Origin of the sequence: Bacillus kwashiorkori, from assembly GCF_001375515.1 — a bacterium.
Taxonomy (GTDB): Bacteria; Bacillota; Bacilli; order Bacillales; family Caldibacillaceae; genus Bacillus_BK; species Bacillus_BK kwashiorkori.
This window is the reverse complement of the sequence record NZ_CTDX01000014.1, coordinates 238,855-256,528: the sequence shown is the minus strand read 5'-3', so window position 1 is coordinate 256,528 and position 17,674 is coordinate 238,855. Positions and strand designations below refer to the sequence as shown.

General features: G+C 34.4%; 15 protein-coding genes. 2 read left to right on the top strand and 13 right to left on the bottom strand.

The genetic code is table 11. The annotated features are described in order from the left end of the window. Positions 1-51: 51 nt before the first annotated feature. The 3 genes from BN1242_RS06700 to BN1242_RS06690 form a co-directional block, all read right to left on the bottom strand. A complete protein-coding gene (locus tag BN1242_RS06700; protein ID WP_062353154.1) occupies positions 52-960 on the bottom strand; it encodes a Gfo/Idh/MocA family protein in 909 nt (302 codons plus the stop codon). A gap of 147 nt (positions 961-1,107) precedes the next feature. After that, positions 1,108-1,335, bottom strand: coding sequence for a DUF2187 family protein (locus tag BN1242_RS06695; protein ID WP_420806009.1), 228 nt, complete (start codon positions 1,333-1,335; stop codon positions 1,108-1,110). Between the two features lie 145 nt (positions 1,336-1,480). Continuing rightward, a complete protein-coding gene (locus tag BN1242_RS06690; protein ID WP_062353138.1) occupies positions 1,481-2,980 on the bottom strand; it encodes an MDR family MFS transporter in 1,500 nt (499 codons plus the stop codon). A 172-nt stretch (positions 2,981-3,152) separates the two neighbouring features. Between BN1242_RS06690 and BN1242_RS06685 the strand changes: the two genes are divergently transcribed. Continuing rightward, complete coding sequence (locus BN1242_RS06685) at positions 3,153-4,010, top strand: TetR/AcrR family transcriptional regulator (protein ID WP_062353135.1); 858 nt, start codon at positions 3,153-3,155, stop codon at positions 4,008-4,010. A gap of 204 nt (positions 4,011-4,214) precedes the next feature. Here the strand turns inward: BN1242_RS06685 and cyoE are convergent, their stop codons facing one another. Further along, positions 4,215-5,174 (bottom strand): heme o synthase, encoded by a 960-nt coding sequence (gene cyoE / locus BN1242_RS06680; RefSeq protein WP_420806008.1) that lies wholly within the window; start codon positions 5,172-5,174, stop codon positions 4,215-4,217. A gap of 454 nt (positions 5,175-5,628) precedes the next feature. Between cyoE and adhE the strand changes: the two genes are divergently transcribed. Further along, on the top strand, positions 5,629-8,235 hold the full coding sequence (gene adhE, locus BN1242_RS06675; RefSeq protein ID WP_062353132.1) for a bifunctional acetaldehyde-CoA/alcohol dehydrogenase: 2,607 nt from the start codon (positions 5,629-5,631) through the stop codon (positions 8,233-8,235). Between the two features lie 167 nt (positions 8,236-8,402). Here the strand turns inward: adhE and BN1242_RS06670 are convergent, their stop codons facing one another. The 9 genes from BN1242_RS06670 to BN1242_RS06630 all read right to left on the bottom strand — a co-directional run bounded on the left by BN1242_RS06670 (position 8,403) and on the right by BN1242_RS06630 (position 17,664). After that, complete coding sequence (locus BN1242_RS06670; RefSeq protein ID WP_203226044.1) at positions 8,403-8,891, bottom strand: GNAT family N-acetyltransferase; 489 nt, start codon at positions 8,889-8,891, stop codon at positions 8,403-8,405. 409 nt (positions 8,892-9,300) lie between these two features. Continuing rightward, a complete protein-coding gene (locus BN1242_RS06665) occupies positions 9,301-9,816 on the bottom strand; it encodes a CBO0543 family protein (protein WP_062353130.1) in 516 nt (171 codons plus the stop codon). A gap of 501 nt (positions 9,817-10,317) precedes the next feature. Beyond that, the gene (locus tag BN1242_RS06660; RefSeq protein WP_062353127.1) at positions 10,318-11,004 is read right to left on the bottom strand and encodes a Crp/Fnr family transcriptional regulator; all 687 of its coding nucleotides are present in this window, start codon (positions 11,002-11,004) and stop codon (positions 10,318-10,320) included. Positions 11,005-11,391: 387 nt separating this feature from the next. Further along, positions 11,392-11,955 (bottom strand): FAD-dependent oxidoreductase, encoded by a 564-nt coding sequence (locus BN1242_RS06655; RefSeq protein ID WP_062353124.1) that lies wholly within the window; start codon positions 11,953-11,955, stop codon positions 11,392-11,394. 67 nt (positions 11,956-12,022) lie between these two features. After that, positions 12,023-12,967 (bottom strand): hypothetical protein, encoded by a 945-nt coding sequence (locus BN1242_RS06650; protein ID WP_062353121.1) that lies wholly within the window; start codon positions 12,965-12,967, stop codon positions 12,023-12,025. Next, positions 12,957-13,496: an RNA polymerase sigma factor gene (locus tag BN1242_RS06645; RefSeq protein ID WP_062353118.1), complete on the bottom strand. Its 540-nt coding sequence runs from the start codon at positions 13,494-13,496 to the stop codon at positions 12,957-12,959. The genes BN1242_RS06650 and BN1242_RS06645 overlap by 11 nt, the downstream gene beginning before the upstream one ends. Before the next feature lie 192 nt (positions 13,497-13,688). Continuing rightward, positions 13,689-15,158 carry a sucrose phosphorylase gene (gene gtfA, locus BN1242_RS06640; RefSeq protein ID WP_062353115.1) on the bottom strand — a complete coding sequence of 490 codons (1,470 nt, stop codon included), beginning with the start codon at positions 15,156-15,158 and terminating at the stop codon, positions 13,689-13,691. A 12-nt stretch (positions 15,159-15,170) separates the two neighbouring features. Then, the gene (locus BN1242_RS06635; protein ID WP_062353111.1) at positions 15,171-16,127 is read right to left on the bottom strand and encodes a carbohydrate kinase family protein; all 957 of its coding nucleotides are present in this window, start codon (positions 16,125-16,127) and stop codon (positions 15,171-15,173) included. Positions 16,128-16,164: 37 nt separating this feature from the next. Continuing rightward, complete coding sequence (locus tag BN1242_RS06630; RefSeq protein ID WP_062353108.1) at positions 16,165-17,664, bottom strand: glycoside hydrolase family 32 protein; 1,500 nt, start codon at positions 17,662-17,664, stop codon at positions 16,165-16,167. Positions 17,665-17,674: the final 10 nt, after the last annotated feature.

Genomic DNA, 17,674 nt, shown 5'->3' with positions numbered 1-17,674 from the left:
CCTCCGAAATAACAAACTTCTTTCCCAATTTCTTATATGTTACAGTCTTCCTTATAATTTCTCTAACTTTCCCATTATTTCCTCGCATATTTTATGGGTAACTAAAGCATCATTAGCTGTTATTTTAGGAGTGGAATGCACATGAACAGCATGAATAAAGTCCACAACCATGTTCACAAAACCACGAGTTAATAAAGTTGGTTCCCAATCATTTTTATGTATCTTTACCGTCTCTCCGCCCTTAGAAATGACTAAATCAGAAACATTATAGACAGTTCGCTTTTCATACGGCCCCATCACTTCAGCAATTTCTTCTCGTGAACCGTTATCCCGATTCATAATACCGATAGCAGTTGCTTCAGGTGAGATAAATTGTACGACTAAATGGTAAAGTTCATCCTTCATTTTCCTGCCATTTACGACGATATCTTCAATTGGATAAGGAAATAAGTAACGCATCGTATCAACGACATGAATAAAATCATCATAGACAAACGTACGCGGCTTTCCTGGTTGGTTATGGCGATTTTTTTGAACTAAAATTAAGTTAGGTCTGTCCATTTCTTTCAAGCGCATGATTGTTGGAGCATAGCGACGGTTAAACCCTGTCATTAAAATTAAGTCCTTTTCGTTAGCCATTTTTACTAGACGCTTAGTCGACTCATAATTATCTGTAATTGGTTTATCGACAAACACATGAATATTATGTTCTAATAACTTTCCTACAATTTCCTCATGAGAATCTGTTGAGCTGTGAACAAATGCTGCCGCTATTCCGCTTTCCATTAACGACTCCAAACTTGCGTATAGTTTTTCATAGCGAAATTGTTTGCCGAGTAATCGTAATTTATGTTGATTTCTTGTATAAAAATGAAACTCGACATCTTTCATCCCATTATATACAGGCAAATATGCTTTTTGAGCAATATCACCAAGCCCGATAACTCCTACCTTTAACATCGACTTCAACCTCCAAATTTTTCTTGGTGAAAAAAATGCTAGCTTATCTTTATTTTATCATATCTTTACTAGTAGCTAATAAAAGAAAAAAGGCCATCATTGGTGGGAGATGACCTTTTATTCTATGCAGTGCTATTCATTATTCACTTATTTCCCGATTTTATAATTTTTATGATTTACTACCGTTTTTATAGGCTCCCCTGTCTTTGCATTCATGCCTAATTCAACGATAACGGAGTTTTCAAGAATCTGAATCACGTTACCTTTTTTTCCTTTGTGAAGACCACGTTTTATTTGAATTTTATCCCCAATATTCGCTTTCACCACTTTACCTTTCACTTTATTTTCATCAGTGGAATCGATTATTTTTTCCATCATCCAACGCTCCTTTTTCGTTTACAACTTTTTGAAACATTCTTTTGCCGTTTTTATTATGACCATCTAATGATGAATTAAAAGAATAATTTTTCAAGAGCGTTGCGATAGACGGAATAGGGAGTAGGATAAAGTAGTGATCGTTTTATTCTGCGGCTAATTTTCCACGTACTTTCTCGGCATCTTGTTCTTGACTAAGTTGCTCATCCGCAGGTGTACTGCGTTTGATGAAAAAGGAAAGTACTAATGAGATGGTTGCAAAAATTGTTGCGATATAAAAGGCATCATTGATTCCTTCTAGCATTGCTTTCGCTTTTATTTGCTGCTCAGCAATTTTTGTTACTGTTCCACCCGCGGCTGCAATCATTCGATCTGTATATACTTCTTGGCGGCTTGACATAATGGTTACCATAACTGCTGTACCTATAGCACCAGCAACTTGGTTCAATGTATTATTTACAGCAACACCATGAGGATACATTTTTCTCGGTAATTGATTTAACCCATTTGTAGAAACAGGCATGAACACCATGGAAATACCGAACATCCGAATGGCATGTAATATCATTAACGATGTGTAGGATGTTTCGAAAGTTAATTCGCTAAAGAAATAAGTGGTAACAACAAGGATAGATAACCCGATAATAGCAAGTATTCGACCACCATATTTGTCAAATAATCTTCCATTAATTGGGGACATAAAAGCATTTGCTAATGCACCAGGAAGAAGCATTAACCCCGAGTCCATTGGAGATATTCCCCTCAATGACTGTACGTAAATCGGCAATAATAACATCCCTGAAAACATTGCCATATTGGTAATCATAGTAATAGCAGAACTTAAAGCAAACATCGGATATTTATAAACACGGAAATTTAACATAGGCTCGAAAAGACGTAGTTGACGGAGTATTAAAACAACTATACTAATAATTCCTAATACAAGCGGGATAGTAACCATTACACTAGTCCAGCCGTTTTCCCCTGCATTACTAAAGCCGAATAGCAAACCACCAAAACCGACACTAGACAGTAACAGAGAAAACGAGTCTAACTTCATCTCGACTCTATCTTTTTTATCTTTCAATAAGAAAAAGCCAATAATAAATACTGTTGCAGCTATTGGTGTTACAAAATGGAATAATGCCCGCCAATTATAATGTTCGACAATCCATCCAGATAGTGTTGGTCCTATCGCTGGAGCAAACATTAAAATTAGGCCAAAAACTCCCATCGCAGCCCCGCGCTTTTCAATTGGAAAACTTATGAGCATCACATTATTTAATACTGGCATCATAATCGCTGAACCAGATGCTTGCACCATTCTTGCTATCAGTAAGATTGGAAAAATGGTTGCAGTTCCAGCTACAATTGTGCCAATGGTAAATAAGCCCATCGCCACAAGGAATAGGCGCCTTACCGAATATTTTTGAATTAAATAGGCAGTTGTTGGAATTAATATACCATTTACTAGCATAAATCCAGTTGTTAACCATTGAATAGTAGCTGGTCCCACATTTAAATCAGCCATCATGGACGGTAAGGCAACATTTAGTAATGTATTATTTAAAAAGGCAATAAAAGCACCAATCATTAAAACAGCAATAATACCATACGGTGGACGCTGATGTTTTACTTGTCCCATCGTATTCCCCCTCTACAAACATTCGTTTAAATCTTTTTTTTGCATAACAATTATAATATACTAATAGTACAATTTAATCAATGAAAAAACTTTTGTAAGCGTACGACTCATGTTATATATATAATTAACAAAAAAATATTTTATACTAATAGTATAATTTAGGTGATTATTGATGATAAACAGAAAAAAACACGTAATCAAAATGGCACACCAATTATTTATTGAAAAAGGCTTCCAAGCGACATCTATACAAGATATCCTTGACTATAGCGGAATCTCTAAAGGAACTTTTTATAACTATTTTTCTTCAAAAACCGAATTATTAATCGAACTTTTTAAAACACTTTTTAGTGAAATGGAAGAAAAAAGAAATGCGCTTCTTAGTGAGGGAGACCCAAGTAACATCGACATATTTATTAATCAACTGGAGTTACAGCTGAAAATAAATGAGGAAAATAAAATTAATGCCTTATTTGAGGAAGTTCATTTTTCCAATGACAATGAGCTGAAAGAATTTATTAAAAAACGACAAATTACGAATCTTTATTGGTTATATAAACGATTTATCGACTTATTTGGAAAAGATAAAAAACCTTATCTTTTAGATTGCGCCATTATGTTCATTGGGATTTTGCAACATTTAGTAAAATACTACAATTTGACTTATCAGCCAAATTATCACCGTGTCGTCAAATATAGTGTGGAAAGAATAAAACTAATAATTGGGGAGATTTCCACAAACGGTGTACAATTAATTCAGCCAGAAATGTTCCAACTATTCTCAATCGATGGAGCTTTGCATATACCGAATTATCAACAGCAAATTATGCGTATTATTGCTGAAATAAAAGAATCCGTGCCAGTTTCCAATAAAGTTAATGAATTACTGGATTTTATCCATGACGAGATTTCTTATTCCAAAAAGCCGAGAAAATACTTAATTGCTAGTGCCGTATCTTCGTTGCGGGAGGAAAAGGAAGTTAATATCCATTTTGTGGAAAAACTAACAGAAGTTATTGAAAAAATATAAATCCCTGCCAAATGCACTATGCTTAGGTTGCGCACGACTTTATCATTTTTAAATACATTTCCCTACTTATAGAACGAGGAGACTGCTGTAATAAAAATTATACTCACAATAGGAGAATGTGAAACTACCACCTATGATAAGTAAGTATAAAAAAACCTGTTCTCATTTATTAAGCATCTAGCTGTAGAGAGAACAGGTCTTCAATTATCCGAAAATTGGTGATGTTAAAATAATCATTGTGAAGGATAAGAGAATCAAATAATTGAGAGAAAAAACAAAATTTACTTTCGCCCATTTTATATGATCATTTGTAAATAATCCTTTACCAGCTAAAATAAGATAAACGATATTTAATATAGTAGCGACAACAACAAAGATAAGTCCTAAAGATGTCAGCAATAAAAATGGTAAAGGGAGTAAACATAAAACATAGACGAAATTTACACGTTTTGTTATCGGAATACCCATTTTCACTGGTAGCATCGGTACTCCAGCCGCACGGTAATCTTCCAACCGGTTAATGGCAATTGCTAGAGTATGGGGAACTTGCCAAATAAACAATATTAAAAACAAAACAATAGGAACGATATGAAAAGCAGAATCTATTGCTGCCCATCCAATTAATGGAGTAAATGCACCTGAAACACTACCAATTATCGTATTAACAGTATATTTTCTTTTTGACCAAAACGTATAAAGTACGACATATACGAACCAGCCAAGAAAAGAATAAATAGTAGCTTCAAGAGTAGTAAATAACATAACGGTAATCCCGATAATGGTTGTGATAATTCCAAGCCATAATACAAACGTTAATGAAAAGCTCCCAGTTACAGTCGGTCGTTTTTGTGTCCGTTCCATCTTTTGATCTAGATCGACTTCATACCAATTGTTTAGCATTAAAGCACCTGAAATTACTAAAGTGCTGCCAATCATTGTTAAGAAAAATAATAGTACATTATCGCTAAAGGTATTACCTGAAAAAAATAGCGCCAACCAAAAACCAGTAAAAACTGGCAGCACATTCGCAACTAATACCTTTCCTTTTACAAGAAATTTCATATCTATTAAAAAAGCTTTTACATTTTCCATTTTACTTTGGTAAGGTGAAGTACTGACGCCCTTCGCAACTTGTTCCATAGAAAGAGCAAGTTTTTCTTTCATAACTAATCGCTCCTTTAAAAAATCCGTAAATAACTACAATTATCTTAACATGAAAGTGTTTTTTCTGCTATTATGTCGCATTGTTTCCCTTTTCTTTACGCCACTTCCAGTACTTAACATTATATTTGTAATTAGTATAATCAAGGAACTGGTAAACAAAAAGGTGTGGTAACCCAATAAAAATAGGATACATATTAGAAGTAACAACTGAAAAAATGATATGACGAATATTATGCTCAACATTTCACAAACTTGACAAGGTTTCTGAATTTTCTATCGCGAATCTTATTATATACTACAGTTAGAAGGTTAATTGATAAAACCTTCACAAATTATCAGTAAGCGGGACACAAAAAGTCCTAGTGGGACAAATTTCCCCTAGTAACATTTTTTCCTTTTTTAGCTTTATCTTTTCAATTTTTTCTCTAATATTATCGTTTGAGGAGTGATTAAAATGGCTGTTACTGAAAAAGAACAAGTCAAAAAATCAAATGCAGTTCAAGAAGTGGATCAATTAGTTGCTAAAGCTCAAGTCGCATTGAAAGAAATTATGAAACTTGACCAAGAGCAAATTAATAACATCACAAGAGAAATGGCGCTTGCTGGTTTAAACGAACATATGAGACTTGCAAAACTTGCCTATGAAGAAACAAATCGTGGTGTATATGAAGATAAAATAATTAAAAACTTGTTTGCTACTGAGTATATTTATCACTCGATAAAATATGATCAAACTGTTGGAATTATTAATGATAATGACGAAGAAGGTATTGTAGAAATTGCAGAACCAGTTGGTGTCATTGCAGGGGTTACACCTGTTACTAACCCAACTTCAACAACAATGTTCAAATCTTTAATTTCTATTAAAACTAGAAACCCTATTATTTTCGCTTTCCACCCATCTGCACAAAAATCTAGTAGTGAAGCAGCAAAAGTTTTACTAGAAGCTGCCGTAAAAGCTGGTGCACCAGCTAACTGTATTCAATGGATTGAAAACCCATCATTAGAGGCAACGCAACATTTAATGAAACATGATGGTGTATCTTTAATACTTGCAACTGGTGGATCTGGAATGGTTAAATCTGCCTATAGCTCAGGAAAACCTGCCCTAGGTGTTGGCCCAGGTAACGTTCCTTGCTATATTGAAAAAACTGCTAATATCGACCGAGCAGTAAATGACTTAATTTTATCTAAAACATTTGATAACGGAATGATTTGTGCTTCTGAACAAGCTGTAATCATTGATAAAGAAATTTATAAAGAAGTGAAACAAAAATTAATAGCTAATAATTGTTACTTCTTAAATGCTGAAGAAAAGAAAAAAGTGGAAAAACTTGTGATTAATGAAAATACATGTGCTGTTAATCCTGCAATCGTTGGTAAACCAGCAGCAGAAATTGCTGAAATGGCAGGAGTTAAGGTACCAGCAGATACGAAAATCTTAATCGCTGAAACGAAAACAGTTGGACCAGAAGAACCACTTTCTCGTGAGAAATTAAGTCCAGTACTTGCTTGCTTTAAAGTGAATAGCACAGAAGAAGGGTTACAACGTTGTGATGAAATGCTCCGCTTTGGTGGTTTAGGACACTCTGCGGTAATCCATTCTACAAACGAAGAAGTAATTTATGAATTTGGTAGAAAAATGAAAGCTGGACGTATCATTACGAATCAACCATCCTCTCAAGGGGCTATCGGTGATATTTATAATGCTTACATCCCATCATTAACACTTGGCTGCGGAACATATGGCGGTAACTCTGTATCTAGAAACGTTGGTACAATTAACTTAATGAACGTAAAAACATTATCGAAAAGACGGGTTAATATGCAATGGTTTAAAGTTCCACCTAAAATTTATTTTGAAAAAAATGCAACACAATATTTATCTAAAATGCCTGATATCACACGTGCATTTATCGTAACAGACCCAGGTATGGTAAAACTTGGCTATGTTGATAAAGTATTATACTATTTACGGAAACGCTCAGACTATGTTCACTGTGAAATATTCTCTGATGTAGAACCAGATCCATCTGTAGAAACAGTAATGAACGGTGTAGAAATGATGTTCAACTTCAAACCAGATGTCATTATTGCGCTTGGTGGAGGTTCTGCAATGGACGCTGCAAAAGGAATGTGGCTATTCTATGAACATCCAGAAATTGAGTTTAATGGCTTAAAACAAAAATTCATGGATATCCGTAAACGGGTATTTAAATTCCCTAAACTTGGTGGAAAAGCAAAATTAGTCGCTATTCCAACAACTTCTGGTACAGGTTCTGAAGTTACTTCCTTCTCTGTAATTACAGATAAAGATTTAGACATTAAGTATCCTTTAGCTGACTATGAATTAACACCAGATGTAGCAATTATTGACCCAACTTATGTAATGACTGTGCCAAAAACTGTTACAGCTGACACTGGACTAGATGTATTGACACACGCCATCGAAGCATACGTTTCTAATATGGCTAATGACTACACAGACGGTCTTGCAATTAAAGCAATTCAACTTGTGTTCCAATATTTGCCAAGGGCATACCATAACGGTTCTCATGATGAATTAGCGAGAGAAAAAATGCATAACGCTTCTACTATCGCTGGTATGGCATTCTCAAACGCATTTTTAGGAATTAACCATAGTTTAGCCCATAAACTTGGCGGTGCCTTCCATATCGCTCATGGACGCGCAAATGCAGTTCTTATGCCGCATGTCATTCGTTACAATGCACAAAAACCGAAGAAATTTGCTACGTTCCCTAAATATGAACACTTTATTGCAGATGAACGTTATGCTGAAATTGCAAAAATATTAGGCTTACCAGCTAGAACAACTGAAGAAGGCGTGGAAAGTTTAATTAGAGCAATTGAAGACTTAGCTAAAGATTTAAATGTACCAATGAGTTTGGAAGAAAACGGAATTGATAAACAAGAATTTGAAAATAAAGTAGTTGAACTTGCTGACCTTGCTTTCGAAGATCAATGTACAACTGCCAATCCAAAACTTCCACTCGTTTCTGAGTTAGAAGCAATTTATCGCAATGCTTATCCTAAAAAATAACAACTAGAATAAGCAATTGCCTTAATAAGAAAATAGCAACCATCCAAAGTTTTTGAGTTGATTTACTTTACTAATTCCCCCTTTCACATAAAATAGATTGGCTGCCTTAGGTTCAATATGATGAGCCTAAGGCAGTTTTTTGATTGTCTATAAAAAAATGTACATTTTTATAATTTTGCTAAATTTTTAAGTGAGTCATCGTGAACGCGATATACCGTCCAATCATTCATTGGAATTGCTCCTAAGTTTTTATAAAATTGAATAGAAGGCTCATTCCAATTCAACACTGACCATTCTAGTCGACCGCAATCTCTTTCTACTGCTAATTTTGCTAAATGGGAAAGGAGCATTTTGCCAAAACCTCGATTGCGATATTGCTGTCTTACATATAAATCTTCTAAATATATACCTGGTTTTCCAATAAAAGTAGAAAAATTGTGAAAGAACAGTGCAAATCCGACTGGTTCTCCTTCATACTCTCCAATGATTACTTCTGCCATTTTTTTATTAAATACGTTTTCTCGCAATAATTCCTCTGTTGCTACTACTTCGTTTCGTAATTTCTCATATTCTGCTAGTTCATGAATAAATTGCAAAATAAGTTGTACATCCTTTACTTCTGCAAATCTAATAACAAAATTGTTGTTGTCTTTCAAAATCAATTCCTCCCATTTCTTAAAATCAAAATTGCTTTTTTCAACTTATTATAAAGCAGTTGAAACAAATGGGCCAACAGGTATAATCGAAGTATCATGGGCAATGGTAAATCGAAAGTTTTGCCTTCCTAGAGGAACCAAATAAAAAAAACGTATGATAAGTTCGTCAAGAAAAACACAGACGGAAAATCAAAAAAATAACACCTGAAAATGTTGATTCATCAACATTTTTGGTGTTATACTGGGAATTTCATTAACTGAACGGGCTGTTCAAATAATAAAGATTCCAATAAAGAGCAATGTTTAGTGTATCTATTTATTCCTCTTTTGGTTATACAAATAGAAGCCCATCAATGTATAGGTCGTAAAAAGCAAAATGAGGAAAAGAACTAATTGCAATAACACACACCTACTTTAACTCCGATAGTGATGGATGGAAAAATAGCAAAAGTCCTGCAACAATTGGTAGAGAAACAACAAATGCAATAATCGGGTTTCTATAATGGAGCCGAATAACGATAAAGGTAACTATATTAAATATCACTGACCACCAAGCATTCCAGCCATTTTCATATGCAAATAGCCCTCTTTTTTCAAAAATAAACTCAATAAAAGAAAAATAAATAACCCAAATAATAACGTATATTATTTTTTTCGACATATTTCTTGGGAAATGTTGAAGATACATCATTAATACAACTGGGACGATAAAAAATGTGAAAGTAATATCAATAAAGGTATGATTTAACCAAGAAACTGTCACTGCCTTATATCTCCACAATGTATGTTGGTAAAACAGGAAATTATACAGTAAGTTACAAATAATATAAAATTGAATTGTTGGATAAAATTCCCGCCAACGTTTCCAGTCAACGAAAATGTAGGCAAAAATAATATAAATTATAACGACGATTAATAAGTACATAGTACAGTCCTCATGTTTTTTTCTTCTACTTTCTAGTTTACCTATTTATCCAAGGACATATACTTTTAACATATAGGCTACCCTGAAAATATTCTTATTTTCATTCATCATGGTGAATAATCAGTTTCATGGGTGTCTCTGTTAAAGATTGGTGTTGATTTCTGTTTCAAATTTATTTATGACGAATCTCAGCGACAGGAACAGGCGGACGTTTCCCGCGGGCACGGCCTCGGTCGCGACGCATCGCACGAAGGAAAAAGCAAATATTATTTTCGAGGAGTCGCCGCCTTACACTACAATCAACAACTGCCTGAAAATCTACAATAAACAATAGCATAGCCAAAATATAACGTGAGAAAACATGTAAATACACAGTTCGTTCTAGTAATGAGCTAGCTAATTCGACGATTTCCTTTATTCTTTTTCCGAGGACATTTTCTTTTTAAAATAACGCTAACTATACTGAGTATATCGGGAACAAACTCGTATTATCCCCACTATTTATACTAGTAATAGGCCGTCCAAATCAATAATTTCAATAACCTTTTTTGGTTTTTGCTTGATTAACCCTAACTCCTCTAAATATAAAAGCTTTCTGCTTAATGTTTCTGGGGTTGTTCCTAAATAAGACGCAAGATCTTTTTTTGCCATTGGCAGAACAAATTCCAAATTATTCCCATTTTCCACTAGGTCAGCGAGGAATAGTGCTAATCTCGTTTCCACTGTTTCCGTTGCAAACCGAGTTGTTTGTTTTTCTGTTTGTTCTAGCCGATTAGCAAACTCAGATAATATTTGTAAAGAAATCGACGGATATTTCAGCAAAAACTTTTCAATATCCGAACGTCTAATAATACATATCTCTGTATCAATCATTGCTTCGGCATAAGCTTCGTGGGTTTCTTTTTTAAATAAAGCTAATTCTCCAGTAAAATCGCCTGGATCCAAAATTCTAACGAGCAACTCTTTCCCTGATTCCGATAACCGATAGATTTTTACTTTACCCCGATTAACAATATATAAGGAATCTGCCTCTTCATCAGCCCGATATATTATTTCTCCTTTTTTAAATGAAGCGGATGATACTGTATCCATAATTTCAGCCATTTGTTCGTCTTCTAAATGGTTAAAAATAGGTACTGCTGAAATACAATAATCATTTACTTGACAACTATGGTGCTTGCAAACCATTGTATTACCTCCATTTTTTCACTAACTTCATACATAATGTATATTGAATAATAGCGGTGAAGCATTATATTTGATTGATTTTCTGAATAGTTTCATTTATGAGCCACTTCAATCTTTACGTGATATATTTCTTTGATTAATCTCAAACATTACATCTCTACTGCCACAATTATTGCACTTTGCACTGTTAATTATGTTGATAAATCTTCCTCAATAACAGTCATTTTACCAGTTAGTTTGCGATGGCTTCCATAGTAACTATAACATATTAATGATATTTTCTCTTAAAGGTGGTTCTCCTTTTCATGTTAACAAAAAAAACACCAACCATTAATCTCATTGGTTAGTGCATACTCCTTTATCGTTCATATGGATTGAAACTTTCCTTTATTTTTTCAATATATCATGATCAACGTACCGTTCCCCATTTATTTCACTTATTAAATTGATAGCGACTTTAGCTCCGTCCCCAGCGGTAATTATCGTGTGCATACTGACACCTGCAGCAGTACCGCAAGCCCAAATACGTGGGATATTTGTTTTACCACTTTCATCTACTTCAAAAACATGTCGAATTCTAGGTTCCGTTCCTGGAACAACTTTTACACCTAATTTTTCTCCAAGTGGAATTAAGAGTCCAGTTGCGAGAATAATATACTTTGCTTCATAAGAACTAGTTTCCGTTTTAACGATAAAACTAGTTTCGCCCTTTTCCATTTCAATTACTTCATTTTCAACAATCTCCACACCGTGTTGCTTTGCTTGCTTTTTTCCTATTTCTAATAATTCAGGACCTGATACATCCATTGCTCCGTAATGATTTTCTATCCATGCTCGATTTGTAGCACTTTTACCGTGATCAAACACAATTGTTTTTTTCCCTGCTTTAGCTGTAAATAGAGCAGCACTTGCACCAGCTGGACCAGCACCAATAATAGCAATTTCATACATGTTGTTCCCCTCCAATTCGTATAATATAATCCTATTATACTCCTAATGGATGATTCGAGAACAACTGCTAGTATACATCTATTTCCAAATAATCGAATTTTTTATTTATATTGTTGTAGCCCTTCAAATATTCAAGCTTATTATTTTCTACCCATCTTTGTGGCACGTAATATAATTCATCCGTACCTTCTAGTAAAGTAACAAATTCACCCGTCGATATTTTATAAATGACAATATCTAGTGTAAATTCAAAATTAGTTTGATCTGTCATTTCATTTACCGAATTAAAAGCGAGCATTTTTGAATCTGGTGACCAAATTCCAGGCTCATGCCCATTAAAACTGTCCAGCAGTTGATTGTTTGCTACAGAAACTATACTAAACCATTTTACTACGGATGTACCTGCTTGATTAACCACTAATACAAATTCATTATCCGGCGACCAAATGTATTCCATGTATGGCGACCCATTTACTCCTTCAATTTTTCTAGGTTCTCTTTCGCCAATGGTCCATAAAAACAGGTCTCCAAAGTTGTTTTCGTCCAAAAGGGAGTAGGTAAATACCACCATTCGTTCATTAAATGACCAGGAATAGTTACCTTCACTTACTTTTTCAAGGAGCATTTCAATATTCCCTTTCGTCGGCAAATCTAGTTTTAGTATGCTTTCCTCTTTAACTTTAACCTCATCTTTTTTATTATTTTCTTCCTGTACAGTATTTTTTTGTTTATCATTAGGGTCTTTATTAAATCCTTTTTCTCCATCTATGATACTACTCCAACTATTTTTTATTATTTCACTACCTGTACTTGAAAACGCAAATAGTAGTAATGTTAACGGTATAATTGTTATACTTACTAATTGAAACCATTGAACAAAAATTTGTTTACGCTTCAAACTCGCTGCTTTATTATGCATATTTTTTTTCAAACGATTTTTAAAATCCATACTTGGCTCACTGCCAGGATGATTTTGTAATATTTGAAAGAGAATCTTATTTTTATTTTCCATTTACTAACAACCTCCTTTCCTCATTAGTTAATTGTTTATTCAACTTTTTAAGTGCACGGTGAAAGTCAACTCGTACTTTCGTTTCCGAACAGTTTAATATTTCCGCTGTCTCGCTAATGGATAGTTCTTGAACACCCCTCAATATTAAAACATTCCGATAACTTGGTTTTAACCGAATAAGGGCATCCTCTATTTCTTCCCATTCTTCCTTCTTTTGCAACTCTTTTTCTGGTTGTCCCGTGGAAGATATTGTGTTATCCAACAAGATATCCGGGATAAACTGGATAATCTTTTTCCTCCGATAAAAATCGATAGCTGTATTTTTGGCGATGGAAAGAATCCATGTTTTTATATTCGCCTGTTTTCTAAATTTTGACAGGCTTTTGATTACTTTAATAAAAGTTTCCTGTGTTAAATCTTCTGCTTCATCTCTGTTGTTAGTGAAATAAAAACAATATTGATAAACAACGCGATAGTATTTCTCGCATATCCAATCTATTTCATTGATTAGGTCATCCCCTGACTTCATCGCTCCTTCTCCTTTCAACCGTTTTCTTTACTATTTGTGACGAATAAAGTTATGTTTTGTTGCAAAAAAAATGAAAAATTATAAATGCTAAGTGAAAATAAAAGTAGTTCCGAAATTTAACTTAAGTATAATCAAAAAAAAAGCAGTGCTCACTGTTGTTTGCACCACTTTGTTAAATGTAAAGCGAATAGATTATGCTATATACTCTTTCACTTCACCGTTTTGTTCCACATATTCAATTACTGTCTTATTGGAATGTAAATCAATAAGTAGTTTACAATAACGGTTATCTTTCTTCCATTGTAATTTTACTTCATGATCTTCTGAATCGAGAACAGCAAACTCTCCTTCAAATGCCTCATATTCATTTCGGAAGCGGATAAGCCACAATAGCCGTTGGACAACTTCTTTTTGTAAAGACTGTTCAATTTCTTCTATAGTATAGTTATGTCGGTTAATTTCTCGACCCTCACCAGTTTCTTTTACTCGAGCCTCATCGTTTTCACCTGCGAGCAAGCCTACATAATATACTTGTGGAATTCCCGGTGTGAAAAACTGAATGGCCCTTGCTGCTATATAAGCATCATCATTATTATTTAATAAGGAATAATATGTTGCTCTTATTTGGTGAACATCAAATCCATCTGGATCTTTATGTTCATCCGATAAAATGAGACTTAAATTTGCTCCTCTTTCTAAACATACATCGACTAATTTTCTTGCTTCTTTGGAATCAATTAAATCATCTAAATCTGGTTTTACTGGTACACCATCATGACAATCCAACATCGTGAATTGCTTATGTGGTCGGTTATTCAAATACTGTAACAAGTTATTGCTAGATTTATTAATTAATGCCTCTAAAACACGATATGGAAGAATAAAGTCGTAAATCCATGAACCGTATTCTGCCAATTTGTATTGCGTCGTATAATGAGCATGCACTTCAGGAAGTAGTTCAATATTCACCGACTTCGCTAACTCCATCATCCAGTCCAAAAATTGATAAATTTCTGGTTCTACAAAGAAACAACTCGTTCCTAATTTTTTAATAACATAACCGACAGCATCTAAGCGGACAATTTTCACATTATTTTCCTGGAAGTTTTTGAAAATATCCGTAAATAGCTGTTTCACTTTTTCAGAATGGATATCGAGGTCGATTTGTTCTGATGGATCTGTCTTCCCAAAGGTTGTCCAAACTTTTTCCATTTCTCCAGTTTTTTCGATAGTAAATGTGGAGTACGGCACTTGTCTCCGCAGAAACATTTTATCAATATCTTCTTGCACTGGCTCTCCATCTTCCCAAATTTTATCTAAAGTCAGGAAAAAGTCAGCATACTCTGATTTCCTTCCTTTTTTTAGAAAGTCTTGAAAATAACTAGACTGCCTCGAAATATGATTAACCATTAAATCAAGTAACACATCAAAGTTTTCACCGATTGATTTAATATCCTCCCAAGTGCCATGTTCTTTAGCAATTTCAAAATATGTTAACGGAGCAAATCCTCTGTCTCCTGATGATGGGAATGGTGGCAAAATATGTACCCCACCTGGAAAAATATCTAAAAAATGCGTTCTTAACACTTGGTCAAGTGTTTTTAAATTTCCGCCTAAAGAATCTGGATACGTTATTAGTTGAACTTTGTTCTTAACAGACATTATTTTCCCCTCCTAAACACGGTACATTTCTTTTATTTTTTCAAGTTTCGGCAAATCAACAACTGCACCTGTAAATTTTAATTTATAAGCACTAACGGCCATACCAATATTCAATGCTTCTTTAATGGTGTAGCCTTTAACAATACCAGTATAAAAACCCGACCAAAACGCATCTCCCGCTCCAGTCGTATCAACCACCTCTGTCGCTAACGTATTTAGCTTTATTGTTTCTTTACCATTAGAAACGATTGCACCGTCTTTTCCCAATGTCATAATTACAAGTTTGGCACCTAATTTTAAAAACTTTTCTATCTGCTTTTCATGAATGTCTTTACCAAATAATCGTTCTGCATCGTCTTCAGATGGTTTAATAATATCTGTTTTTCCGATAATTGATTTAATATAGTCTATCCCATTTTCATCCCGTTCCCAAATCATTGGATGGTAGTTCGGATCGAAGCAAATTAGTGAATGATGGGCCTTCGCTACTTGAATAATATCTTCTATCGTTGAGCGAGCTGGCATTTTTGATATAGGCCAACAGGAAAAGTGGATAATTTTTGCGTTCTCTACTGCTTCTTTCAAATGAGGTGTAAATTGTAAATGATAATCTGCTTCACGGTAAAAAATGGGAACTGGGCTACTTTTACTTTTTGTTACTAAAACCATGCTAGTAGCATAGTCCACCTCTTGGACAAAACTAGTATCGATTCCTGACATATGCAGTTGATTAATCAGAAATTTACCTAATCCATCTTTTCCGACTGCAGAAGCAATTAATGAAGTTATTCCTAACTTTTTAACATTCATCGCGATATTTGCTGGAGAACCACCAAAATATTTATGATAAGCCGATGAATCAAAGTTGTCGCTATAGCTATCAGATATCATATCAATAAGCAATTCTCCAACTGTTAAAATATCATTATTTTTGTCGGGTAAAGTCATTTTTTCATCGAAATATAACATTTGCTTGCCTCCCAAGCTGTTACTAAAACATAATTGATTAGAAGGAAATAGAAATTGATTTTTTTAAATTCCATTTTCGCAATTCCATTAATTTCATTTGTTCGTTTTCACCAGTATAAAAAATTATATTATTGGAAGATTGTTTCGGATAAATTCTTGATGTCATTACAATTTCTCCGCCATTTGCAAAAATCTCTACTGACGACCGATCAATCAAAATTTGTAAAGACAGTTCGTCATTTTTTAATGATAGGGGTGCTTTTCTAACGCCACCAGGTCCTTTACCTGATTTATTTCGATCAAGTGTTAAAAACCCTTCCCTTTTATCATAAGACAATATTGTCGCTTCTGACTCTTCTTCATCAACACGTAACTTCAAACCAAAAGTATTAGCATCTCGAAGATTAACAGCGATTTGTAGCTCACAACAGTTTCCAGAAATATCTGTAAAACTAGTTTCTCCTTCGATGGTAACATTATGAATATGGATTTCATTTTCTCTTAACTTTTTAAGTTCGTTAACAGGGGTACAAAATAACTTTCCATCTTTAAGTTGCAGTTCTCTTGGTATCGTCATTGCTCCTGCCCAGTTATCTTTCTGTTCTGGCATTTCTGACTCCCACATTGCCATCCAAGCGATTAAAATTCTTCTACCTTGATCATCTATCATCGTTTGTGGTGCATAAAAGTCAAACCCATAATCTAACAAGTGAAAATCGCTATGTTGAAAAATACCTGTTTCATAGTTCAACTTACCGACCATATAACCGGATTGATGATGGTTTTGATACAAATACCCTTCTTGCTTAACATCTTGTGGAGAGATGACAAGTATGTCTTTTCCATTTAACGGAAATAAATCAGGGCACTCCCACATTGTCCCTTGATTTCCTTCCCCCTTCACAGCTACATTCATAAATTCCCATTGCAATAAATCATCGGAACGATAAAGTAGTGCTTGTCCAACATTGTCTTTCGTACGAGAACCGATAATACTATAATAAAAACCGTTATTTTCCCAAACCTTTGGGTCACGAAAATGATTTGGGTGAATATTACCTTCAGGAGCATTTTCAATAACAGGGTTTGTAGCTAGTTTTGTGAAATGAATACCATCCTCACTTACAGCTACACATTGAACTTGTTTTAAATCAACATCCGGGTTATCACCTGTCCACGTATGGCCTGTATAATGAAGATATAATTTCCCATCCTTTTCAATCGCACTACCAGAAAAACAACCGTCTTTGTCATAGTCTTCACTAGGAGCAATTGCAACTGGTAAATGAGCCCAATGAACTAAATCTTTACTTTTCGCATGGCCCCAATGCATCGGACCCCATTTTGGAGCATATGGATAATGCTGGTAAAATAAATGAAATTCACCTTTATAAAAGCTAAATCCGTTAGGGTCATTCATCCAGAAAGCTGGGGGCGCAACATGGTACTGTAACGCCCATTCACTATTTTGCACTCGATCATAATGTTGCTTAATAGATGCAGTAGCTTTTCGGATTAGTTCATTATGAGTTGTCAACTACTTCACC